This is a genomic window from Candidatus Baltobacteraceae bacterium, from assembly GCA_036489885.1.
Classification (GTDB): domain Bacteria; phylum Vulcanimicrobiota; class Vulcanimicrobiia; order Vulcanimicrobiales; family Vulcanimicrobiaceae; genus JAFAMS01.
In genome coordinates this window covers 760,850-784,914 of sequence record DASXEW010000003.1, presented here as the reverse complement: position 1 = coordinate 784,914, position 24,065 = coordinate 760,850, and the positions used below count along the sequence as shown (strand labels likewise).

General features: G+C 60.6%; 21 protein-coding genes. 15 read left to right on the top strand and 6 right to left on the bottom strand.

The features are described from left to right. The first annotated feature begins 88 nt into the window (after window positions 1–88). The gene (locus VGG22_09715; protein ID HEY1728638.1) at window positions 89–1,039 is read left to right on the top strand and encodes a serine hydrolase; all 951 of its coding nucleotides are present in this window, start codon (window positions 89–91) and stop codon (window positions 1,037–1,039) included. Window positions 1,040–1,061: 22 nt separating this feature from the next. Further along, window positions 1,062–2,507: a tetratricopeptide repeat protein gene (locus VGG22_09710; GenBank protein ID HEY1728637.1), complete on the top strand. Its 1,446-nt coding sequence runs from the start codon at window positions 1,062–1,064 to the stop codon at window positions 2,505–2,507. On the opposite strand, the gene VGG22_09705 is transcribed toward VGG22_09710, so the two are convergent. Then, on the bottom strand, window positions 2,480–3,196 hold the full coding sequence (locus VGG22_09705) for a YfcE family phosphodiesterase (protein HEY1728636.1): 717 nt from the start codon (window positions 3,194–3,196) through the stop codon (window positions 2,480–2,482). The genes VGG22_09710 and VGG22_09705 overlap by 28 nt on opposite strands. Before the next feature lie 24 nt (window positions 3,197–3,220). Here VGG22_09705 and lptB point away from each other — a divergent pair, with 24 nt between their 5' ends. The 11 genes from lptB (at window position 3,221) to VGG22_09650 (ending at window position 14,581) form a co-directional block, all read left to right on the top strand. Continuing rightward, window positions 3,221–3,967 (top strand): LPS export ABC transporter ATP-binding protein, encoded by a 747-nt coding sequence (gene lptB / locus VGG22_09700; protein ID HEY1728635.1) that lies wholly within the window; start codon window positions 3,221–3,223, stop codon window positions 3,965–3,967. 42 nt (window positions 3,968–4,009) lie between these two features. After that, a complete protein-coding gene (locus VGG22_09695; protein HEY1728634.1) occupies window positions 4,010–5,593 on the top strand; it encodes an alkaline phosphatase family protein in 1,584 nt (527 codons plus the stop codon). Beyond that, window positions 5,578–7,050: a multicopper oxidase family protein gene (locus tag VGG22_09690; protein ID HEY1728633.1), complete on the top strand. Its 1,473-nt coding sequence runs from the start codon at window positions 5,578–5,580 to the stop codon at window positions 7,048–7,050. Before VGG22_09695 ends, VGG22_09690 begins: the two co-directional genes overlap by 16 nt. A gap of 94 nt (window positions 7,051–7,144) precedes the next feature. Further along, window positions 7,145–7,720: a hypothetical protein gene (locus VGG22_09685; protein HEY1728632.1), complete on the top strand. Its 576-nt coding sequence runs from the start codon at window positions 7,145–7,147 to the stop codon at window positions 7,718–7,720. A gap of 12 nt (window positions 7,721–7,732) precedes the next feature. Continuing rightward, window positions 7,733–10,210: a formate dehydrogenase-N subunit alpha gene (gene fdnG, locus VGG22_09680; protein HEY1728631.1), complete on the top strand. Its 2,478-nt coding sequence runs from the start codon at window positions 7,733–7,735 to the stop codon at window positions 10,208–10,210. Then, the gene (gene fdhE, locus VGG22_09675) at window positions 10,210–11,070 is read left to right on the top strand and encodes a formate dehydrogenase accessory protein FdhE (protein HEY1728630.1); all 861 of its coding nucleotides are present in this window, start codon (window positions 10,210–10,212) and stop codon (window positions 11,068–11,070) included. The genes fdnG and fdhE overlap by 1 nt, the downstream gene beginning before the upstream one ends. Window positions 11,071–11,073: 3 nt before the next feature. Then, a complete protein-coding gene (locus tag VGG22_09670) occupies window positions 11,074–11,874 on the top strand; it encodes a 4Fe-4S dicluster domain-containing protein (GenBank protein ID HEY1728629.1) in 801 nt (266 codons plus the stop codon). After that, entirely contained in the window at window positions 11,874–12,791 is a 918-nt protein-coding gene (nrfD, locus tag VGG22_09665) for an NrfD/PsrC family molybdoenzyme membrane anchor subunit (protein HEY1728628.1), read from the top strand. Before VGG22_09670 ends, nrfD begins: the two co-directional genes overlap by 1 nt. 46 nt (window positions 12,792–12,837) lie before the next feature. Beyond that, window positions 12,838–13,656 carry a formate dehydrogenase accessory sulfurtransferase FdhD gene (fdhD, locus tag VGG22_09660; protein ID HEY1728627.1) on the top strand — a complete coding sequence of 273 codons (819 nt, stop codon included), beginning with the start codon at window positions 12,838–12,840 and terminating at the stop codon, window positions 13,654–13,656. Then, entirely contained in the window at window positions 13,641–14,060 is a 420-nt protein-coding gene (locus tag VGG22_09655) for a VOC family protein (GenBank protein HEY1728626.1), read from the top strand. Before fdhD ends, VGG22_09655 begins: the two co-directional genes overlap by 16 nt. A 5-nt stretch (window positions 14,061–14,065) precedes the next feature. Next, window positions 14,066–14,581, top strand: a complete 516-nt coding sequence (locus tag VGG22_09650) for a hypothetical protein (protein HEY1728625.1) — start codon at window positions 14,066–14,068, stop codon at window positions 14,579–14,581. Window positions 14,582–14,799: 218 nt separating this feature from the next. Here VGG22_09650 and VGG22_09645 read toward each other — a convergent pair whose 3' ends face one another. Then, entirely contained in the window at window positions 14,800–15,750 is a 951-nt protein-coding gene (locus tag VGG22_09645) for a branched-chain amino acid transaminase (GenBank protein ID HEY1728624.1), read from the bottom strand. Between the two features lie 71 nt (window positions 15,751–15,821). Here VGG22_09645 and VGG22_09640 point away from each other — a divergent pair, with 71 nt between their 5' ends. After that, window positions 15,822–16,520, top strand: a complete 699-nt coding sequence (locus VGG22_09640) for an MgtC/SapB family protein (GenBank protein ID HEY1728623.1) — start codon at window positions 15,822–15,824, stop codon at window positions 16,518–16,520. A gap of 112 nt (window positions 16,521–16,632) precedes the next feature. Here VGG22_09640 and VGG22_09635 read toward each other — a convergent pair whose 3' ends face one another. Together VGG22_09635 and polX are read right to left on the bottom strand one after the other, a co-directional pair. Continuing rightward, window positions 16,633–19,353: a PAS domain S-box protein gene (locus tag VGG22_09635; protein ID HEY1728622.1), complete on the bottom strand. Its 2,721-nt coding sequence runs from the start codon at window positions 19,351–19,353 to the stop codon at window positions 16,633–16,635. Window positions 19,354–19,361: 8 nt separating this feature from the next. Further along, window positions 19,362–21,155, bottom strand: a complete 1,794-nt coding sequence (gene polX / locus VGG22_09630) for a DNA polymerase/3'-5' exonuclease PolX (protein HEY1728621.1) — start codon at window positions 21,153–21,155, stop codon at window positions 19,362–19,364. Window positions 21,156–21,192: 37 nt separating this feature from the next. Here polX and VGG22_09625 point away from each other — a divergent pair, with 37 nt between their 5' ends. Beyond that, a complete protein-coding gene (locus VGG22_09625) occupies window positions 21,193–22,305 on the top strand; it encodes a hypothetical protein (GenBank protein HEY1728620.1) in 1,113 nt (370 codons plus the stop codon). A 3-nt stretch (window positions 22,306–22,308) separates the two neighbouring features. On the opposite strand, the gene VGG22_09620 is transcribed toward VGG22_09625, so the two are convergent. Both VGG22_09620 and VGG22_09615 read right to left on the bottom strand, forming a co-directional pair. Further along, a complete protein-coding gene (locus tag VGG22_09620; protein HEY1728619.1) occupies window positions 22,309–22,866 on the bottom strand; it encodes a type 1 glutamine amidotransferase domain-containing protein in 558 nt (185 codons plus the stop codon). Window positions 22,867–22,898: 32 nt separating this feature from the next. Continuing rightward, the gene (locus tag VGG22_09615; GenBank protein ID HEY1728618.1) at window positions 22,899–23,897 is read right to left on the bottom strand and encodes an SGNH/GDSL hydrolase family protein; all 999 of its coding nucleotides are present in this window, start codon (window positions 23,895–23,897) and stop codon (window positions 22,899–22,901) included. Window positions 23,898–24,065 lie beyond the last annotated feature (168 nt).

Sequence of the window (24,065 nt, the reverse complement as noted above, 5' to 3'; positions counted from 1 at the left end):
AACAAGTTGTCTTTGGGGCGCCCGGGGGTACAAGGCTCTGAAGGTTCGTACGTTCCTCGTTCTTGTTGCCATTGTGACGTCGCTGTGTATGAGTGCACCGTGCGCTGCGATGTCGAACCCACTCTCCGATTTGCAAACGCGACTGCGTACCGTGGCGCAGCGGCTTCCGGCACGCGTCGGAATTGCGATCGAAGATCTCGCAACCGGCACGATTTCCGGCATCAACGCAAACGCGAGCATGCCGGCCGCGTCGACGATCAAAGTCCCGGTGATGGTCGAAGTATTCGAGCAGATGTCGCAAGGCCGCGTCTCGCTCGATCAAACCATTCACTTGATGGCCAGCGATCGCGATTGGGGCTGGGGCGAACTGTGTGACGCGCCGCTCGGAAGCCGTTACACCGTTTCAACGCTGCTGTGGAAGATGATCACGCAGAGCGACAACACTGCGACGAACATGCTGATTCGTCTCGTTGGCCGCCAGAGCATCAACGCGACGATGCAAGAACTGGGCTTGCGGAGCACGCAGGTCGCCGATTACATCCGTTCCGACGGAGACATTCGTTCGCTGCGTTCCAGCGCGGCCGACATGGCGCACTTGCTCGATGCGATCGCACGCGACCAGCTAATCGATCAGTGGAGCTCGCGTCAAATGATGATGATCCTTGAAGGGCAGACGCACAATAGCTTGTTGCCGGTTCCACTGCCGCGTGACGTGAAGATCGCGCACAAGACCGGCGAGCTGCACGATACGCTCAACGACGTCGGGATCGTCGAGGACGACCGCGAACCGTACGTCATCGCCGTCATGACGACGTCACTGCCGACGCTTGACGTCGGACGCAGTTTTATCCGTGGCGTCTCGCGACTCACCTACAACGCAATGATTCAGTTCGCGAGCTGGCGCGAGACTTCGGGACTCACCCCGGTCGAGAGCTTCGCGCATCCATCGGAGACGCTCGCGGCGCCTCCCCTCTCGCCGGATTTGCGCATGTGGTTGCCCGCGGACACCTCGAAGGACGAGAGCGCCGGCGCCGACTGATCTTCCCGCGCATTACGCGCGAATGGCACTGGAGATGCAGCTCGACGAGCTGGAGCTTTCTCTCGTCCTCGATCCGGATGCGCTCGATAAAAGCTTTGAGCGCGCGTGTATCCTGGGCGCGCTCGGACGTGCCGACGATGCAATCCAAGCATATCGCGACGTGCTGCGCCAACGTCCCGACCATTTCGGCGCGCTCAACAATCTCGCCGTACAGCTGACGGATCGACGCTCGCCGCGCGCCGCGCTTGCTGCGTACCGGCTGCTCGTGGAGCGCCATCCGAATAGCGCAATAGCTCACAGCCATTTAGCCACGACTCTGCATGGTGAAGGCCATGCCGATGAGGCAACCGAGCACTTCCAGCGTGCTATCGAACTCGACCCTACGATGGCCTCCGCGCATCACGGGCTCGCATCGATCTTCTCTGAACGCGGCGACGAACAAGCTGCCGCTCGCGAACGAAGGCTCGGATACACGCATCGGCCGATTACGTTCGGGCGGTTTCGAGGCGACGGCGAACCGATTCGCGTGTTGATCCTCGGCGTCGAGAGCGACGGTAACGTTCCTACGAAGAGTCTCTTCGATAACCGGATCTTCGCGGTCGCTTCGCTGCTCGTCGGTTTCTATGACGCGGAAAAACCGCTTCCGCCACACGACGTCGTGTTCAATGCAATCGGCGATGCCGATCGCTGCGCGCTTGAGCTTACGGCTGCGGCGACGCTGCTGGCTCGCAGCGAAGCTCCGGTCATCAATCCGCCGAGCACTATCCTGCTGACGGGACGCGTTGCAAACGGTGAGCGTCTTGGTGCGATACCGGACGTCATCGCGCCGCGCTTCGCCATCTTTCCGCGCTGGCTCTTGGATCGCACCGATCCCGCGGCAGTTCTCCAAGCGAGCGGCTTTACGTGGCCCGTGCTGCTGCGTGCGCCCGGTTTTCACACGGGACAGCATTTCGTGAAAGTCGATCATCCGGATGACGTCGCAAAAGCGCTCAAAACTCTGCCCGCGAATGCTGTTATCGCAATCGCGTTCCTCGATACGCATAACGCCGACGGCGCATTTCGCAAGTACCGCATGATCACGGTGAACGGCAAACTCTTTCCGCTGCATCTCGCCGTCTCGAACGACTGGAAAGTCCACTATTTCAGCGCCGACATGGTCGACAATGAAAGTCACCGCGCCGAAGACGCGGCGTTCCTCGCGGATCCGCGCGGCATAATCGGCGAACGCGCATTCGCTGCGCTCGAAAAGATCGTCGAGACTCTTGCGCTCGACTACGGCGGCATCGACTTCTCGATCGATCCGAGCGGCAAAGTCGTGTTATTCGAAGCAAACGCAACGATGATCGTGCAGCCGCCGCCGTCCGAACCGATCTGGGATTACCGGCGCAAACCGGTCGAGCACATCATCGAAGCCGTACACGCGATGATGCGCGAGCGCATTCAGCCGGACGCGCGAGCGAGCCGTTGATGCGGACGCAGCGACCCGCGCGTTAACTCCCCTTCGTATTCGTGATAGGCTTCTTCGCTGATGCCGAGCTCACGCATGGCGGCTAGCGTCTCGCTCGGATCGTAGCGCGCCGAACCGAATCGCACTTTTCCGCCTTCGAGGAACGCGTACGATGCGTAACCGGGCCGCTGCGGCATTCCGACACTGCCCGGATTGACGACGAGTGCTTGTCCTTTCCATGTTCCGCGCCGGTGCGTGTGCCCGACGACGACGACGTCGCAGTGCGGGAATGCTCGCATGGTTCGCGAGAGCTCTTCGGGCGTCGGAGCGACGTAGCGCGTGTAATCTCCGGGATAGGCGTGCGTGATTCCGATGCGCACTCCGTCCAGCGTCAGCTCGAGCTCGGGTGGCAGCGCACGCAACCAACGCATCTGCGCCGCACTCAGCGATGCGCGCGCATGATCGCGATGCGCTTTCGCCGCCTGAACGAGCGCAGGCGGGACGGGATGCTGCTTTGCCGTGCGCGCGACCGCGTCGTCTTCTTCACCTCGAACGCACTGCACGTCCAAACGCATCAGCTCCGCAACGACGCCGCTCGGGTCGGGGCCGAAGCCAACCACATCGCCGGCACAGACGATTGCGTCGGCTGCGGGCAAGGCGCGCAATGCCTCAAGATTTGCGTGAATATCGGAGATGATCAGGACTCGCATATGTGGATTGAGAACTCTCCCCGGATGACAATGGCTGAACCTGCGCGCGCGCTTGTCGCCGAGGACCTCCGGAAGCGCTATGGCGCGCGGTGGGTCGTCGATGGCGTGACGGTTCGGGTCGAACCCGGCGAAATCGTCGGGCTACTCGGACCGAACGGCGCCGGCAAAACGACCAGCTTCGGCATGATCGTCGGCAACGTCAAGGCTGACGGCGGCAAAATGATCGTCGACGGGACGGACATCACCGAGATGTCGATGTCCGAACGCGCCCGGCAAGGTCTCGGATATCTTTCACAGGAGCGTTCGATTTTTCGCCGGCTCAGTGTCGCCGACAACCTGCGCTTAATCCTCGAGATGCGCGACTCCGAGCCGGAGCGGCGCGCCGCGATCTTCGAACGTGTGGTCGAGCGCTTCAATCTTCAGCCCATCATCGAGATGCGCGGCGACACGATCTCGGGCGGACAGCAACGGCGCGTCGAGGTGGCACGCGCGCTCGTCACCGCGCCGTCATATTTGCTGCTCGACGAGCCATTCAGTGGGATCGATCCCCTTACGGTCTCCGAGCTCCAACGGCTCATCGCGGAGCTGCGCGGCGACGGATACGGCATCTTGATCACCGACCACAACGTGCGCGACACGCTCGCCATAACAAACCGTTCGTACGTGATTCACAACGGAAAGGTAATCGCGTCCGGAGTCCCCGAGGAGCTCGTCGACAACCCCGAAGCGCGACGTTTCTTCCTAGGCGAAAACTTTCGGATGGCGGGTTGACCTTAAAGTAATCTTAGCCTTAGCGCGCTAATCATTCTTGGTATGCGACTGTTTGTGCGTACCGCTGCGTTGTTTCTCTTTTCGTTCTGCGCCTTCACCGGCGCCGTCGATACGAGCGCCGCGCCGATAGGTGAGTCCCAGCTTGCGGGCTTACGTTCGAAGATCAACCACATCATCGTTATATATGAAGAGAACTGGAGCTTCGATGGGCTCTATTCCGAGTATCCGGGCGCGAACGGTGCGCACGGCCGCGGAACGCCGCAGCTCCAATGTCCGACGGGGTCAGACAACTATACGGCGATGACTGGACTTCCGCCGGCACTCATTCGCGCGGGTCGTCCGACCGGCCCATGGCCCTGTGGTTGGCAAGGTCTCGCCGGCGGCGAGCAAGATCCGCACATTCCGCTCGGACTTCCGCTGCGGCCGTACGACCTGACTGATTTCATTCCGACGTCTGCGCTGACGGGCGATCTCTGGCACATCTTCTGGCACGAGCAGTTGCAAATCGACAACGGCGCACTCGAGGCCGCCGGTCCGGCGCCCATGGACAAGTTCTCGGCGTACGCGAGCAACCCCGGACTGGTGTTCGGCTACTACAATGCGACGCATCTCCCCGAAGGGGTTATCGCGCAGCATTACACGCTCGCCGACAACTTTTTTCACAGCGCGTTCGGCGGCTCGTACCTGAACCATCAGTGGTTGATCTGCGCGTGCACGCCCGAGTGGAATCAGCCGTTACCCGCCGGCGCACCAGGTTTCGCTTCGTCGTGGGATCCCAAAACGCACACGCTCAACGATTCGAATCTCACGACGATGCCGCGACCGGGCGGCAGCGGACCGCTATGGGTCGTGAACACGACGTTCACCCAGAATAGCCCGCATCCAAGCCGCGTAAAGCCCGACCAGCTCCTACGCCCAATTCCGCCGTCACAAAAGACGATCGGTGACCTTTTGACCGATCACTCGCCATCCGTTTCGTGGAAATGGTATAGCGGCGGTTGGGATCTTGCGCTCGCGCACGATCCACGCGCAAACGGTTGCCCGAATCCTAGCGCGGCTGACCCGAATCCGACGCCCGCGGGATTGTGCTTCCAGTATCATCACCAGCCGTTCGCATATTTTCAACGATGGGGCACTGACGGCTCGGCGGCCAAAGCCGAGCATCTTCAAGACGAATCGCACTTCTTCAGCGACCTCGAAAGCAAGACGCTGCCGGGCGTCGTCTTCGTCAAGCCGGTCGGCCTCGACAACGAGCATCCCAACTATTCGACGCTCGCGCGCGGCGGTCAGCACCTCCAGAAGCTCATAAGCGCGATCTGCACGTCATCTTATTGGAAAGATTCCGTCATCATCGTCACTTACGACGAAAACGGCGGACGTTGGGATCATGTGGCGCCGCCGAAGGTCGACGAGTGGGGACCGGGAACCCGCGTCCCCGCAATCATCGTATCTCCATACGCAAAACCCCACTTCGTCGATCACACTAAATATGAGACCGCTTCGATTCTCGCGCTGATTGAGCGCCGCTTTGGGCTGCCTAGCCTCGGCTCGCACGACATGCGCGCAAATCCGCTTCTGAACGCCTTCGACTTCGAACAACAACCACTGGCTTGCCACTCGTCTTAGCGTTCGTTCTGGTCTTCGCCGCGCTGCTCGGTTGGCGCGGCCCGTCCACGCTCGGCGCTCCCGATCTTCCAGAAATACCCGAAGTGCACGCTCAGAGCGGCGTCGCCGCGCTGACGCTGCGCGCCGAACTCGATCCGCAAGGGCGCCCGGCGTTCTTTTGGCACGGTCGTGAAGTCGCGCCGACGATTCGAGTGCGTCCCGGCGATGTGATTCGCGTCCATTACATCAACGCGTTGCCTGAATTTTGCGGGCTTGGCATGGTCTCGGATTCGAACCTGCACTTTCACGGACTCACGACTTCGCCGCGTCCGCCCGGTGACGACGTACTGACAACAATGGTGGCGCCCGCACGTGCGTTCGATTACACGGTGCGCATCGGACGCAATCAGCCTCCCGGACTCTACTGGTATCATCCGCACGCTCACGGGCTTGCGAATTGGGAGCTCGGAAACGGCATGGCGGGCGCGATCGTAATCGAGGGAATTGCGGACGAGGTTCCGAGTCTGGCCGGATTGCGCGAACGCGTAATCGTGCTGCGCGACATCCCGCGCGATCCGAGCGTCGGTGCAGCCGAAAGCAAACAGCAATTGACGGCAGGCCCGCTACCGACTGCGCAAGCGCAGACGCACGTCGGTATGGACGATGAAGATTATCAAGGCGATACGCCCTGCGGAGTCGATGCCGACGCGCAACCTACGATTAACGGAATCCCAAGCGCAACGCTCGCAATAGCGCCCGGCGAACGCCAGCTTTGGCGCGTGCTCAATGCGTCCGGCAAGCGACACTACGATCTTGCGATTGCAGGTGTGCGTATGCAGCTCGCGGCTCGCGACGGCATTCCGATCAAGCTGCTGGAAAAAACACCGGAACACGACATCGATCATGTGTTGCTGCCGCCGGGTGGACGCGCTGAGATCGTCGTCACCGGCGCAGCGCATCCGCAACTCTTGCTCTCGCGCTGTTACGACGGCGGCAAAGCCGGCGAACCGAATCCGGGCGTCATCTTCGGTGAGCTTGTCGACGATCGTGGCACAAATGTCACCACGCGTGTTGCACCGCCCTTCGGCGTCGCGAACGATCGCGATTACACGGCGCTCCCCGCGCGCGTCGCGCAGCACCGCACAATTTACTTCCGTGAAGACGCGAACGGCTTTTCGCTCAACGGGAAGCGCTTTTCACCCGGCGATCGGCCGATGTTCGTCGCGCGTGCCGGGACCACCGAAGAGTGGACGCTCGACAACCGCAGCGATGAAGTCCATGCGTTTCATATCCATCAGGTCCACTTCGTCGTCGAGGCGACCCACGAGTGGCGCGACGTCGTCGACGTCCCGCCCCGCGCGAAGCTCCGCATCATCGTCGATTTTCGCGATCCCATCATCCGCGGGACCTTTCTATTCCATTGCCATCTCACCGATCATGAAGATGGCGGAATGATGGGTAAGATCAAGGTCATCTAGGGATGCGCCCCAAGCCGGCAAAGGTCCGACAAGACGGCTTCAGGAACCGGCCCACGCAGCGCATACTCTTCCGGGAGGGGCACCGTTGGCTAAGGTGACACGGGGAGACTTCTTCAAGTTTGCCGGCGCTGGCGCCGGAGTTCTGCTGACCTCCGAGCTGGGGTTCGACGTTGCGAAAGCGACGGAGATCAAGAAGCAGCTTAGAATCGCCGGCGCGACCGAAGCGCACTCGGTATGTCCCTATTGCGCGGTCGGATGCTCGATGATCGCGTACACGCGGCAAAATGCCGACGGGACGGTCAATATCTTGCAGATCGAGGGCGATCCCGATAGCCCTATCAACGAGGGCCGCCTCTGCCCCAAGGGTGCGACCGCGATGCAGCTCGCAGTTTCGAGCCGGCGCGTCGAGTCACCGCTCTACCGCGCTCCCGGTGCGACCGAGTGGCAAAAGATCTCGTGGGACGATATGCTCGACAAGATTGCCCGTCGCGTGAAAGACTCCCGCGACCGCACCTTCGTCCAAGTCGACAAAAAGGGCAATCTCGTCAATCGCACAGACGGAATCTCGTTTGCCGGCGGCGCTGCGTTTTCGAGCGAAGAAGGCTACTTCGCCGCCAAAGTGATGCGCGGGCTCGGCCTGACACATTTGGAGCAGCAAGCCAGGGTTTGACACGGTCCGACGGTGGTCAGTTTGGCCGCCACGTTCGGACGCGGAGCAATGACGAATCACTGGCGTGACATCAAGAACGCCGACGTCATCTTCATCGCCGGTGCGAACCCGGCGGAAGCCCATCCGGTCGGATTCCAATGGTTCATGCGCGCCAAGCTGGATCCGGCGCGTGGCCCGGGCAAGGGCGGCGGCGCCAAGATCATCCACGTTGATCCGCGGTTCTCGCGTACGTCGGCAGTGGCGGATCAATACGTGCGTATCCGCACGGGCACCGATGTTGCGATGTTCGGCGGCTTGATGAATTACGTGCTGCAGAACAACAAATTCCATGACGAGTACGTGCGCAATTACACGAACGCAACGTTCATCGTCAACGAAAAGTACGGATTCTCCGACGGACTCTTCAACGGCTACGATCCGAAAAAACGCAGCTACGAAGCAACCGCGTGGAATTACGACTTAGGCGCCGACGGTTTCGCGCAACGTGACATTAGCATGCAGCATCCTCGCTGCGTCTTCCAGCTCATGAAAGCGCACTATGCGCGCTATACGCCGGCGATGGTTGAAACGATCACCGGCATACCGCAAGCCGACTTTCTGAAGATCGCCGAGGTTGTCGGCGAAATGGGCCGTCCCGACAAAGTCATGACGATCGTTTATGCGGTCGGCCTCACCCAGCACACCACCGGCGTGCAGTTGATTCGTTCCGGTGCGTTGCTCCAGTTGCTGCTCGGCAACATGGGGCGGCCGGGCGGCGGTATGAATGCCGAGCGCGGACACGCCAACATTCAGGGCAACACCGACCACGCGATCTCGTGGGAAATCTTGCCGGGCTATCTCAAAGTCCCACTGCCGGGCCAGAAGAATATCGACGACTACCTCAAGGCGAGTGCGTCGAAGAAGCTCGATCCGAATTCCTGGAACTTCTTCGGCACCAACTACAAGAAGTTTTTAGTCAGCTTGCTCAAAGCGTGGTATGGCGATACCGCGACAAAAGACAACGACTTTGCGTTCAGTTATCTGCCGAAGCCCGACGGCAACTCGTCGTGGATTACGATTTGGGATCAAGCCATCCAAGGCAAGATGGAAGGCGTCTTCCTCTCGGGGATGACGGCAACCAGCATCGGCCCTGATACGAATCAAGTCTTGCAGGGGCTTTCAAATCTCAAATGGCTCGTCGTAATGGATCCTTTTCCGACGACCACATCGGAATTTTGGCACACGGCCGTCGACATGGATCCGGCTAAGATCCAAACCGAAGTTTTCATGGTCCCGACGACTCACTGGATCGAAAAATCGGGAAGCTTCACGAATAGCGGACGCTGGTCGCAGTGGAAAGACCAAGTCATTCCGCCTGAAGGCGAAGCCAGGCACGATCACTGGATCACCGCCGAGATCTTCCAGCGCGTCAAGTCGCTTTATCAAAAGGAAGGCGGCAAGTTCCCGGATCCGGTCATGCATCTTACGATGGATTATAAGGATCCGCGCAAGCCGGATTTCGACGAGCTGGCTCGCGAGATCAACGGCAAAGATCTCAAGACCGGTAAGCAGATGGTGACGTTCGCCAAGCTCGCCGACGACGGCTCGACCTCGTCGGGCGACTGGATCTACGTTGGAAGTTACACGCCCAAAGGCAATATGATGAAACGCCGCATGGGCATCTCCGATCCTGCGAAAAACGATCCGACGGGCATGGGTTTCTATCCGCAATGGTCGTGGAGCTGGCCGCTCAATCGTCGCATCATCTACAACCGCGCATCGGCGGACACGAACGGAAATCCATGGGATCCGAAGCGTCCGGGCATCAAGTGGAACGGTACGAAATGGGTAGGTGACGTCCCCGATTATCCGCCGGCGATGAGCCCCCACGATCCGAAAGCCTGGTTGCCGTTCATCATGAACGGTGAGGGCACGGGCCGGCTGTTCTCCAACACCTGCGTCGACGGCCCACTCCCCGAACATTACGAGCCGATGGAATCGCCGGTGCAAAACGCGTTGCATCCGAGTGTTCAAAACGATCCGGTCGTGTACTTGTACGATCAGAAGGCCGGACGTCCGGACCGCTTTGGAACGAGCGCCGACTTCCCAATCATCGCGACGACATATCGGTTGACCGAGCACGAGCATTACCTCACGCAGCAAGTTCCGTTGCTCGTCGCGCTGCAACCCGAACCGTTCGTCGAAATGCCTCCGGGTCTCGCGCAAGAGAAGGGCATCAAAAACGGCGATCTGGTTACGGTCAAGTCGAAGCGTGGGCAGATGGTCGTACGCGCACTCGTCACGAACCGGGTTGGCCAACTGACGCTTGGCGGCACGAAAGCATGGCAGGTCGGTATTCCGATCCACTGGGGTACGGTCGGCATTCAAGCCGACAAGAATCCCGATCGCGCGAAATATTGGCTTGCTAATGCGCTCACGCCGTTCGTCGGCGACGCCAATTCACGAACGCCCGAGTTCAAGTCGTTCCTCGTCGCCATCGACAAGGCGTGATGCTGCAGCCGGTTCTGGACAAACGCTGGTCGGAACGGCGCGAACGCGCAAGCGAGCTTACGGAGCGCTGGAGCTTTGCGGCGGAAGTGTTGCACTTCTACCGTGCGCTCCTCGATGCGCAAGAGCGCGCCTTCGATGCCGCGCTCGGCGACCGTCCTGCGCGCGACCAGATCGCGGCATACGCAATGGAACGCGTGTTGCCGAGCATCATAGAAGCGAGCGTGGCTAGCGGACCGCCCGGCATGACCGAATCGGTGCTAACCGCATTTCACGAATCGGAATTCGAGCCCACGATTGAAGCCTGGTTGCTGGGTGAGAACCTGAGCGCCGTGGAGCGGTACCTCGCGCGCGCATCTGCTGGGCCGGTGCTCGAAGCGCTGAGCTCGACATTCGACCTCGGCCAAAAGCGCGACGATCATCTCTGCCCGCAGTGCGGCGGACCGCCGCAACTCAGCTACTTTGCGCCGTCGGAAGAAGATCTCGTCACCGCGCACCGGCACTTGCTGTGCTCGCGCTGCGCATGGACCTGGAAATTCCCACGGCTCACATGCGCTTCGTGCGGCCAGAACGAGAGCAAGGAGCTCACGATCTACGGCGAGATCGGAACGACGCAAGCCGAGCTTTCCGAAAACATCATCAAAGCGCGCAGCTCCGGAACTGCTTCGAAATTGCCGCCGGCGCATTTCCCGCACATGCGCGTCGACGGATGCAAAACGTGCTCGAAGTTTCTTCTCAGTCTCGATCTCGAACGCGACCGCCGCAGCGTCCCGGTCGTCGATGAGATCGCAGCCATTCCACTCAGCCTCTACGCCGCCGAACACGGTCTCAACAAAATCGTGCCGAATCTGATGGGGTTTTAAGCAATGCCTGAACAGGTTGGATTCTTTACCGACACCAGCATCTGCATCGGATGTAAAGCCTGCGAAGTCGCCTGCAAAGAGTGGAATCAGCTGCCCGGCGATCCACCCAAGTACCTCGACGGCTTCGATAATACCGGAAAGCTGGATGCGGAAAACTACCGGCACGTCAAGTTCATCGATCTCGTTCCGGAATCGGCGAATATTATCACCGGTAACGGCGCAGCCTGGCTGATGATGTCCGATATCTGCAAGCACTGCGCGAATGCAAGTTGCATGGAGGTCTGCCCGACGAACGCGATCGTGAAGACCGAGTACAACACCGTCTACATCCAACCCGAAGTCTGCAACGGCTGCCGAGATTGCATGTCGGCGTGTCCGTATGGCGTGATCGGCTTCAACGAACAGACGGGCGTCGTCTCGAAGTGCACGTTCTGCTACGACCGCCTCCAAGCCAACATGACGCCGGCGTGCGCAAAGGCCTGCCCGACGCAATCGATTCAGTTCGGCACGCTCAGCGATTTGCACAAGAAGGCCGATGCGCGTATGGCTACGCTGCAAGCACAAGGTTACGACAAGGCACAACTGTACGGTCGCGACGATTCGGTCTACGGCGGCCTCGGCGCGTTCTTCTTATTGATGGACAAACCTGAGATCTACGGCTTGCCGAACGCGCAAAATGCCAAGCTTCCGAGCCGCAATAACGCCAAAGGTTATCTCGGCGCGTTCTTAACCGCCGCAGTGGGCGTCCTCGCAGGCCTGATTGCAATACGCCAAAACTCCGACGAATCGCAAAGGAGCGCGTAATGGCCGAGCATTTCGTTCAGCCTCCACATTGGGAAGTCTGGATCACGCTCTACTTCTTCCTCGCGGGTATCGCGGGCGGATCGTACACGCTCGGGACGATGCTGCGTCTTTGGGGTTCACAGCGCGACGAGGCGACCGCGCGCATTGCCTTCATGTGGTCCTTCCCGATCGTGGTTGTCTGCGGAATCCTCTTGACGATCGATCTCGGGAAGCCGTTGCGGTTCTGGCACATGATGGTCAATACGACGCCGGGATCGCTCGGTTTGAATTTCAAGCCCTGGTCGCCGATCTCGCTTGGTACTTGGGCGCTGTTGATCTTCAGCTTGTTCGCGTTCGTCTCGTTTTTGGAAGTCATGACCAAACGTGGCAACGACCGCAACGTCAGCGGCACGATGATCGTCTGGAACATCGTCGGCTCGCTCGTCGCCCTGTTTCTCGCGTCGTACACCGGCGTCGTGCTCAGCGTCTCGAACCAGCCGGTCTGGAGTGACAGCTACGCGATCGGCGGACTCTTCGTCGCGTCGGCGCTCAGCGCGTCGGCAGCGTTTCTGGCTTTCATGTCGCGCTTTCGCTCCGATGACGCGATCCCAACCGAAGCCCGCTTGGAAGCAGCCGACGCATGGTTCGTGCTGCTCGAGCTGATCATGATCATCGCCTTCTTCGTCACGCTCTCCGGTGCGGGCGAGCTCTGGCGCGAGACGGCAACGCCGTGGCTGATCGGCTGGATCCTCATTTTCGCAAGCTTCATACCATCGCTACGAAGGCTGGCCGGCGGCGGTCGCGTGCGTTATACCGCCAGCGGCGGTGCGGTCGCAGCGACGCGCGTCCTCGCGGGGACGGGAACCAGCGCCATCATCGTCATAGTTGGCGTTCTCATCCTGCGATTCGTGGTGATTTACAGCGCCCAATTCCAATGACGTAACCTGGGAGCCGGAGCGACCGGGTCCAAAAACCGAATTTCGTATCGACGCCGTCGAAGATGGTGCCGTACGCCATCGTTTTGACGAAGTCGCGACCGAAGAGCCGCTCGAGATTCGCCTCGTGCTCGGGGGTGAAACCCGGACGATTGCGATCACGATGCGCACGCCGGGTGCCGACTTCGAGCTCGTTGCGGGGTTCTTGAACAATGAAGGCGTCATCGCCGATAGCGGCGAGCTGCGTGGCCTTTCCTATTGCGTCGATCGCGACGTCGATGCCGAACAGCGCTACAATATCGTCAACGTCGAGCTGGCGCGCAGCGCATGGCCGCAGATCGACCGCCTCGAGCGCCATTTCCTCACGACGAGCGCATGCGGCGTTTGCGGAAAGGCCAGCATCGAATCGCTGCGCATGCGCAACGTTCCCAACCTTAGCGCTGGACCGGCGCTCAACCCGCAACTCGTCACCTCGCTACCGGATAAGCTTCGCGCGGCACAAGGTGTCTTTGCGTCGACCGGCGGCTTGCACGCGGCCGCGCTCTTCGACGCGAACGGCGCGTTGCTCGCACTGCGCGAAGACGTCGGACGGCATAACGCGCTCGACAAATTGATCGGCTGGGCGTTGATGAACGGCAAGCTTCCGTTACAGAATGCAATCGTGATGGTGAGCGGACGTACGAGCTTCGAGATCGTGCAGAAGGCACTCGTCGCCGGCGTCCCTGTGGTGTGTGCCGTGTCAGCGCCGAGCAGTCTGGCGGTCGGGCTGGCGCGCGAGTTCGGGATGACGCTGATCGGTTTTCTGCGCGGTTCGCGCTTCAATGTCTATTCGGGAAACGAAAGACTGGCTGCGTGTTCGACCAGCTGAATCTCATCGTCGAGGACATGGACGCAACGCTCGCCTTCTATCGAGCACTCGGACTCGGCATCGAAGACGACGGCCGAGATTGGCCGCCCGGCAGCGGCGCGCGGCATGTCGACATAAAACTTCCCAACGGAACACGCCTCGAATTCGACAACACACCGATGGTGAATATGTGGCGCGGCAACAGCAGCAGTTCGGCCGTCGTTATCGGCTTCTCGGTTAAATCTCGCGAAGCTGTCGATACTTTATACACAAAACTCATCGTCGCCGGACACAAAGGCGTGAAGCCGCCGCATGACGCATTTTGGGGTGCACGTTATGCAATCGTCACCGATCCGAGCGGCAACGACGTTGGTTTGATGAGTCCCATCGATCCATCGAAGAAGAGCTCGATGCCGACCGAGTAAGAACCGTGCACCGCGCGCGAGTCGTTCTCAGCGTGGCATTTGCGGTTGCTGTCTTTGCTTTGCTGCACGCGCGCGCGTACGCAGTCACTGAGTATTGCCCGGCCGTGCTCGAAAATGGTCACAGCCTCGGGGGCGGCGTGTACTCGTTCGTACTTTCGGCGGCGTCGGCGCGAACCGTGCATGGCACGCTGCTCGTCGATACGAACGACGGTTCGTACACGATCGATTTCCCGAATACGAACCTCGTCGTTTTCGTAGAGCGCTTGCACAATTCGAGCACGCATCGGCAGCGCGCAGTGTACGTCTCTCAGCCGCTGTACGTCCGTTTTCCAACCGCCGTCGAAAGCATCTCACTTTGGAGCGTGCTCAGTGCGCAATCAACTGGCGATGCCCTTTTTCACTGGGACGCGCGAGGAATGGTAACGTGCAAGATCCCGGAGTCGGTCGATCATGCGACCTACAGCAGCGCGAACTCCAATGTCGTCAGCGAAAATCCGATGCCGTTCGATCTGACGCAATAGCCGAATGCTTCCGACCCAATCATACAGGCGAAGCCCGCCTCCTTCGAAGAGAGTCGAGGCTGCACGAGCCCGAGTGAAGCCCCAGTAGCAACGCACAAATACGTACCACCCTGGCCACTCGCCGGCGCAGCAAACTCAACCTATCGCGCGGCACGCAAATTCTGCGAAACTGAGCCGGGCTATTACCTTTACGTAATTACGTTTGGAGGCTCAGTTCCTTAACCAGCGGCTGCCTTCACGCGTCGATTCGCATAGACAGGCGTAACCCAGTCGCGATATTTCGGCTCTTTGCCGTGCACGGCGCGCTCGTAAACGTCCATGATCGCCTTCGTGGTTTTGCCCGTCTTACCATCTCCGACCGGACGGCGATCGATCGATTCGACCGGCATGATTCCCGCTGCGCTTCCCGTTAGGAAAACTTCGGTCGCCGTGTACAGCTCGCTGCGATCGATGGCGCGCTCGATGACGTTTACACCGAGATCGCGCGCGATCGTCATCGCGCAGCGGCGAGTGACGCCTTCAAGGATGTTCTGGGTCGGATCCGGTGTTATCAAGTCGCCGTTCTTTACGATGAACAGATTCTCGGCCGAACCTTCCGAGACGTGGCCGTCGTGCGAAAGCATGATGGCTTCATCGAAGCCGTTAGCGATCGCCTCGCTCTTTGCAAGCGCCGAGTTGATGTAGATTCCGGTAATCTTGGCACGAGCGGGCGCAACGGTATCCTCGATGCGGCGCCACGAGCTCAGGCACGTTCGCAGACCCTTCGCTTCGCCGAAGTAGCCGACGAACGGAATTGCGACGATTGCGAACTCATCCTTGACGCCTTCGAGCCGTACGCCGATCGCCTCGTCCGCCTTGTAAATGAAGGGCCGCAAATAGACTTCGCACTCGAATTTGTTGCGCACGCACAGCTCGAGCGTGATATCGACCAGCTCGTCGGCCGATTTCGGGAGGTTCATGATGAGAATCTTGGCCGAGTCGTGCAGGCGGCGATAGTGATCGCGCGCGTGCAAGAGATAGAGCTCGCGCTCGTCCGCATCCCAGAAGCCACGGACGCCTTCAAAACATCCGGTTCCGTACTGCAGAGCATGCGTCAGCAGGCCGATTTTTGCATCGGCATAGCGGCGAAATTCACCGCGAGCGTAAACGATCAGATCGTCAAGTTCCATTGTCCTGCGGTTCGAGCTTCCGGGTTCACGGCCCCGGGGGAGCAAGCATCCCGGCCGCTAAGATCGCTGTGATGATTCCCACTGCCTCGACTACGGATATCATCGTTCGGCTTTTTGCGGCGACCGTTCTCGGGGCGATCGTAGGAATCGAACGCGAGCGCGCCGAGCACGTGGCCGGGCTGCGCACGCACGCGCTCGTCTCGCTCGGCGCAGCACTCTTCATGATCATCTCGGCGTACGGTTTTGCGTCGGTTCTCGGCGATCACGTGGTTCTGGACCCTTCACGAATTGCAGCGCAGGTTGCCAGCGGTATCGGTTTTCTGGGCGCCGGAACGATCATTCTGCGCCGCGAGATCGTTCGCGGTCTGACGACTGCTGCGAGCGTGTGGACGGTGGCAGCAATTGGGCTGGCGTGCGGCGCCGCCATGTACCTAGCTGCGATCATCGCGTCGGTGCTGGTGCTCGTCGTCTTGGCGGCGATGCGCCCGCTCGAGGTCATGCTCTTTGGCTCGCGCCGCAGCGTCCACATCATTATGACCTGCTCGGCCCGGGGGTTTGCGGAATCACAGGTGCGGCAAATCATCTCGGACGCCGGGGGAAGCCTGCAGCGCATTCACTTGCACTTCGACAACGAAAAAGAACGCGATCGGATCGAACTCGTCATGCGCTACGATCCGGCACAAGTACATCGCATCGCCGATGCGCTACGAGCGCTCGATGGGGTACGTGAGATTCGCACGATCGTGCAAGGCTCAACGCGCGAGCGGTGACCTCGAATCCCAGGGTCTCCCATTTATTAACGAGAACTTGCTCGGTTAGGGATTAGGGCTAGACGGCCCGGCCGGACTTGAAACGACCGGGTCGTTTCGCGCCGTGACGACCTTAGGTCGCGCGCACCTGACGCTCGACGGCGGACTCGATCGCAGCAAGCAAATCCTTGCTGAGGAATGGCTTGCCCAGTACGTTATCCCAGCCTTTTTCGGTTGTCGCGCCGATACGAATGAAAGCGACCTCGCGCCGGACGCGGCGCGGTACTTTCTTGAGGATCTCTTCGTCGTCGCCGTCGATCAACGCGGCATCGAAGCGCTCATCGGCGAGTAGCACGAGAGCTTCACCGACCGACTGAACGACACGCAGACGGTAGTGACCGCCGCGGAGCGCGTGCGCCGTGAACGAGCGGGTCTCTCCTTCCGGATCGACCAGCAGCAAGCGATTCGTACGGTCGTCTTCTTCGCCCAGAACCGCGGCGGGAAGGCGAACGACGAACGTGCTGCCTTTGCCCTCGACACTCTCCACGCCGATCGTGCCGGCGTGCTTCTCGACGATCAGCCTCGCCAGATAGAGGCCGAATCCCGTCCCGGTAATCCCCAGGCGCCTTGCGTTCGAGCCGCGTGCGAAGCGCGAAAACAGATTGGCGACCTCGGGCTGTGGGATGCCGATGCCCCGGTCTTTGACCGAGATCTCGATCCAGCCCTCAACGCGCTGAACCTTCACGCCAACCGGCTCGCCGTTCGGCGAGTACTTGATCGCGTTTCCGAACAGATTTTCCAGGACTTGTCCGAGGCGCTGCATGTCGCCGGTAACGAGGGCATCTTCCGCGTCAATCTGCACGTCGATCTTGCGCCGCTCGCTGAACGTTTGCGCAACGTCACGAACGAGATCCCCGAATTCGATCGGTTGCCGCGCGAGCGAGAAATCGCTGCTTTCCAGACGCGAAAGCGAGAGCGTATCGCTAGCCAGATTCGAGAGCCGCATCGCGTTCTGCGTAATCGTATCGAGGAACTGGCGCGACTGCGCATCGAGCTTCGGATCTTCCGCAAGGACCTGCGCGAAACCGACGATCGAGGTCAGCGGACCCTTGAAATCGTGCGCCAGCATCGCGATTAAATCGGCCTTGACTTGATTCAGCTCGACGACTGCGCCACGGCGCGCATCGAGCTCACCGTACAACTCGACGTTACGGACTGCGACGGCCGCATACTGCGCGAGCAATCCGAGCGCGAAGACGCTGTTGGTAGCCAGCGGTTCATTCCCGCTGGAGCGCGCCTCGAGCAACCAGCCCGGACCATCCGGGGTCGGGATGCGCGCGACCGCTCGGTGCGCCGCATCATCGACGAGGACGACTTCAGAGAAGAGCGCTTCGCGCAGGAAGTCATCGCCTTCATCAGGCGTATCCGGCGGCACGCTGAGATCTTGACTCTGCGCGACGCCGCCACTCGGCAAAGCGACCCAGAAGCGAACGGTCGTTCCGGTCATCGCGGCCGCGCCGACCAGCAACCGGTCGACGAGCACACGCGGGACGAGCGCCGCAAACAGCTCGCGCGCTACGCTCGTGAGCGCGGTGAGAATATCGTTTTGCGTTGCAAGCGCGGCTTCGTGCATGACGTCGGACGTGACGTCGCGGCGCACGGCGATAATGTGCGAAACCTTGCCGGCGGCATCGACCATCGGGCGGAGAGATTGCTCGCTCCAGAACGTCGAGCCGTCCTTACGATACGTGCGTGTGCGAAAACGCGCGGTTTCTCCGCGCAGAACGCGCGCGCGCACTTCCTCAACGACCTTACGATCGTTACCCTTACCGACGTACATCGCACTGTTCTTGCCGATGATCTCGTCGCGCGTATAGCCGACGCTTTGCAAGAAAGCGTCGTTGACGTAAACGACGGTCGACGGCTTCTTGGGATCGGGCGGATCGGACGGCGCGTAGATCGCTACGGCGTCGCTTGCGTTTTCGACTGCAGTCGAGAGCAGACGGATGCGATCCTCGCTGGCGCGGCGTTCGGACATATCGACGCCGAAAACGTACACGAGCGGACGCGAGAACGAGCGCACCAACTCGACGCGCAACTCGATCGGATAGACGGTTCCGTCTTTGCGGCGCGCAACGGTATTGATGATCAGCGGCTCGCCGTCGCGTGCAGCGATGCTGCGCATCAAACGCTCCGTTGAGAACGGCGATTGTAAGCGAGGAAGCAGCGACTCCACAGGGAGATCACGCATCTCTTTGGCGGAGTAACCGAGATTGCGTAGCGCGCCTTCGCTCGCGAAAACGATCCGCTGTGTCGAAAGATCGAAGTGATAGAGCTCACTACGCGAGGCGTCGACAAGCCGCATCAGCGTCCGGCGCGCATCGAGCTGTTCGATGACGCCGGCAGCCAGCGTCCGCAAGACGCCGCACTGCACGTCGGTCAGCGTGCGCGGTTGCTCGTCCATCACGTTGAGCGTACCGATCACGTATCCGCCACGCGTGACGAGCGGCATGCCGGCATAGAAGCGAACACGATAGTCGCGGACCAGCACAGAACGGCGGAAACGTTCATCGTTCTTGGAATCGTGAATCTCGAAGAGGTCCGCGCTGGCGAGCGTCGCCGCGCAGAACGAGTCTTTGCGCGCGATCTCGCTGATCCCGATCAACCCGACATGGGATTTGAACCAGACCCGGTCGTCCTCTATCAGGGTGATCGAAGCGATCGGCGTCCCGCACAATTGCGAAGCCAACCGGGTGAATACGTCAAAGACTTCCTCAGCCGGTGTGTCGAGGATCTGATAATCGTAGAGCGCCTCGAGCCGAGCCGACTCTGAGGTAAAAGTACCCGAGATCATACCGAGATTTATTGCTTATTCGCAGGGAGAGCCGCCGAGGCCCGTTTTTGGGCCACGAACGTCAGGACGTCCTCGACCGAACGTGTGTTCAGGACGTCCGAGGCCTCTAGCCATGCACGCCGGGCCTGGCCGACGGCATATGAGACGTTGCCCAGCGCCGAGGTCGAGTGGGCGTCCGAGTCACAGGTAAATGTGACCCCGAACCCTTTGGCACGGCGCGCCAGCGCGCTTGGAAGATCGAGCCGGGCCGGATGTCCGTCGATCTCGAGCGCGGTCCCCGTGCGCGCAGCCGCCGCAAAGACCGCATCATAGTCGAATTCGTAACCCCCGAATTCTGACATCGCATCGACGTATCGGCCTGTCGGATGACCGATGATCGAAACGTACGGATTTTCACACGCCGCGATGATCCGCCGCGTCATCTCGTCGCGCGACGCGTTCGTCCCGGTGTGCACGCTTGCGATCACGAGATCGAATTCGGAAAGCGTGCGGTCGTCGAATACGAGCGAACCGTCGGGACGCACGTCGACTTCGGTCGCGCACAACGTCCGAATGCCGAAGCGCTCGCCAAGACTGCGCACGTGCTCGCGCTGCTTGCGCGCAGCTTCGGGCGTCAAGCCGACGTCGCCGCCGCGAGCCGGAAATTGCGAATGGTCCGAGATCGCGTGATATGCATAGCCGCACGCTGCGCAAGCTTCAATCATCTCCTCGAGCGTGTTCCGGCCGTCGCTGTAGCTCGAGTGCATGTGAAAGTCGCCACGCAGATCGCCAAGCTCGATCGAGCGCGGTAACGTTCCGCTGCGAGCGGCATCGATCTCGCCGAGACCCAGTCGCATCTCGGGCGGAATGTACGCGAGTCCGAGCGTCGTATACACTTCCTCTTCGGTCGTGCACGTGATGTTATCACCTGTCTCGAGATTCAGAATTCCGTTTTCGCTAACGCGCAAACTCTTACGCACAGCCATTTCACGAAGCTGAATGTTGTGCTCGCGACTGCCCGTGAAATGCTGGAGCAGATTGCCGAAAAGATGCGCAGGCAGCACGCGCAAATCGATCTGCAATCCTGTTTCGAGCCAAATACTTCCCTTCGTCGAACCTTCCGCCACGACGGCCTGTGCGCGCGAGAACGTCGCGAACGCTTTGATGACGGCATCCGGTTCGTCGGACGTACAGATGATGTCGATGTCGCCGACGGTCGGTTCGGCGCGCCGCAAGCTTCCGGCGGCGGTGAGACTGTTGGCCGGAACGTTTGCACGCAAGTATTCGATCAGCTCGTCGGCGATCGGCCGAGCGATGCCGAGCGGCCAGCGGCGCGAACGTCCTTTCGACGCCAAGATTCCGCGCCGCAGATTCTCGAGCGATTTCTTGCCGAGGCGCGGCGCGCCGGCCAGCGTCCCGTTATCCAGCGCAAGCTCGAGATCGGCAAGCGATCCGATCTCAAACTGTTCGAAGAGCATTCGCGCCGTCTTGATTCCGATTCCGGGAACGGTGAGAACCTCCATTAACCGCGGAGGATATTGCGCGCGTAGCTCCTCGAGGTAGTCGCACGTGCCGCTCTTGAGGATGGCTGCGATTTTTTCGGCGATCGACTTGCCGATGCCGGGCAGCGAGGTGAGCTCGCCTGCGGCGATCAAATCCGCGAGCGGCGGTGCATTGTGGACGGCGTCGGCAGCCCGCTCGTACGCCATAAATCGAAAGTAATCTTCGCCCGCAAACTCCATGAGCGCACGAATCTCGCGCAAGCTCCGCGCGATATCGGCGTTCGAGCGCGGCTCCCGCGGTAGGCTGTGGCTCGTGCTCACAACAGGACCTCATTCGCCGCAAGCGTAGAGCCGTCCCATGCCGGCCAGACAACGTCTATCGCCCGCAATTTTTCAGCTACCGGTCGAAAAGATGCGTGAAGGATATTATTCCGACACGTATTTCAATCGCTCGAGAGAGATATTGATTGCCGACAGTTACTCGCCGCGCGTTCGCATGCAAGTCTTTCAGCGCAGCCATTCTTACCTGGGCGGAATCGACGAAGCGCTGGCGATCTTGCGCTTGTGCAGCGGGCGCGACTCAGGCGGTAGCTGGACCGACGGTTGGAACGAGCTCACCGTGCGTGCGCTCTACGACGGCGATGCGATCGGTCCATACGAGACGGTTATGACGGTCGAAGGCGACTATGCGCTCTTCGCGCACCTCGAGACGCTCTATCTCGGCGTCCTCGCGCGCCGCACGCGCATCGCCACCAACGCGCGTGAAATCGTCGACGCTGCCAACGGCAAGGACGTCCTGTTCTTTCCCGCGCGCTTCGACCATCATCACGTGCAGACCGGCGATGGTTACGCGGCGTACATCTCCGGCGCGCTCGGGGTCTCGACCGATGCGAATGCTGAGTGGTGGGGCAGCCGCGGAATGGGGACGGTGCCGCATTCATTGATCGCAGCATATAAGGGCGACACCGTTCTTGCGACTCAAAAATTCGCACAATACATGCCGCCGGGCGTCAACGTCATCGCGCTCGTCGACTTCGAGAACGATTGCGTCGGGACGTCGCTCAAACTTGCGCGCGCGCTCGGAAATCGCCTATACGGCGTGCGGATGGATACGAGCTCGACGCTGGTCGATAAATCGATTTGGCCGCAGATGTCGACGTTTACGCCGACCGGTGTGAATCCGCAGCTGGTGCACAACGTCCGCAATGCGCTCGATGCCGAAGGCTTCACGCAAGTGAAGATCGTCGTCAGCGGCGGCTTCAACGCCGAGAAGATTCGCATGTTCGAGAGCTTGAAAGTGCCCGTCGACGCATACGCAGTCGGAAGCGCATTTTTTGACGGCAGCGGACACTTCGATTTCACGGCCGACATCTCGGCGATTCAAATCGACGGCGAGTGGCGCGAATGCCATAAGGTCGGGCGCCCCGAGCGGCCCAACCCACGGTTGGCAATCGTTCCGAAAGACTACTGAGTCTTAGGCCTGTACCGGTACGGCGCTCGCGAGCTTCTCGAGCATTGCGCGCGTGAAGACGAGCATGTCCGATGCCGTGCGCGTCGTCACCCAGTTCCCGTCCTGAATGACCGGTTGATCGCGATAGAGACCACCCGCGTTGCGGATGTCGTCCGCGATCGAAGGCGCACCGGTGAGCTGACGCCCACGCACGACCTGTGAAGAGATCAGCACCTGCGGCCCATGACCGACCGCGAAGATCGGTTTCTTGGCGCCGTCGATCTCGCGGATGAGCCGCTGAATGTCCCGGTTGCCCCGCAGCCGGTCCGGCGAGGTCCCGCCGGGGATGAGCAGCGCGTCGAAGTCGTCTCCGGTCACGTCAGAGGCGAGCTCTTCGGCTTTCTGCTGGCCGCCATCATCAAGCCCTCGCTTGCTTCGTATTTTCTGGCGCGACTTCTCGTCGGCGCCCACAATTGTTACGATCGCGCCCGCGCCCTCAAGCGCCTTGCGCGGCTCGGTCAGTTCTGCTTCTTCGAATCCGTCGCCGATCAGAGCAGCGACTCGTTTGCCTTCAATGGACATGCGCCCGAAATACGCCTCCGGCGCGCATTCCCCTAGAACGAGGGAAATGCGGTCGTAAACGACTGGAAGATCAGGGTCTCCAGCACGGCGTAGCCTTGGTCGTTGAGGTGCAGGAGGTCCGAGGCGTAGTAATTCGTCGTGTAATACTGCGGATTCGCCGCGAAATAGTTGTACCAATCGACGTACGCAACGGCCTTATCGGTAGCATCCGCGATCGCTGCTTGCATGGCTTGATTCGCGAGCTGTGAATCCGCCGTCAGCGTTGCGCGCTGCGATGAAGTAAAGTTCGCAATCGAGTACGGCAGCGAACCGACGTCGGGGACACCAACGATCAGCGTGGCTTCCGGAGCGCCGCCCTTAAGAGCATTCAAGTTCGCAAGCATCGAGCGGAACGCACTGTACAACGTTCCGTTGCGCACGTTGTTGCTCGAATCGGCGAGCGTCGTTCCAGATGCGGTGCACGGTGCGGATTGCGTTGCGCTGCCGCCGCCGGCAACAGTTCCGCCGTTTGAGACGCACAACGCCGAATAATACGCATCGAACACGTCGTTGATGCCGCTTTGAACGATCACGATCATGCGAATGTTCTGCGAGCGAACGTTCGTCGCGAGCGTCGTGAGAGCGCCGAACTGCGAGGGATTGCTCAGCACGTCGCCGCCGAAGCCCTCCGTTTTCGGTGCGTCGCCACTCAGCGCACCGTTCACGCCGAGAACGATGCTGGCGGTTGGAGCATACCGCGGAAGAGAGAGCGAGCCCGAAAAGCGCTGCGCCCAACCCGTCGGATTTACCGCAGCACTCACGCCCGGTGCGCTCGGCCCCGTCTGGCATGGTCCGCTGCTAAAGGAGACTCCACAAAACACCGTGCCCATGCCGACGCTGAAATCATCGCCGAACACGGCTTCGTCCGAGCCCCCGCGGGCGGACTGCGTTGGATATGGCGTCGCAGTGGCGGTGGACGACCCGGACCCCTTGCACCCGGCCGCAATGCCCACGGTCGCAAAGATCAAAAATAGCAGCAGCCAGGTTCTCATCGCTCCCGGCATTCCTCGTAGGCGAGGTGTATCTTGCCAAGCGTTCTAAAGGCGGCATGAGAGATTTTGAATGATGGCAACGGCAACGGCGTTGTTGCGAGGCCGGCGCAATAAACAGTGCCCTGAGATAATAGTGGTGGGCCGAGCGCAAATGGGGGCCCAACGCGA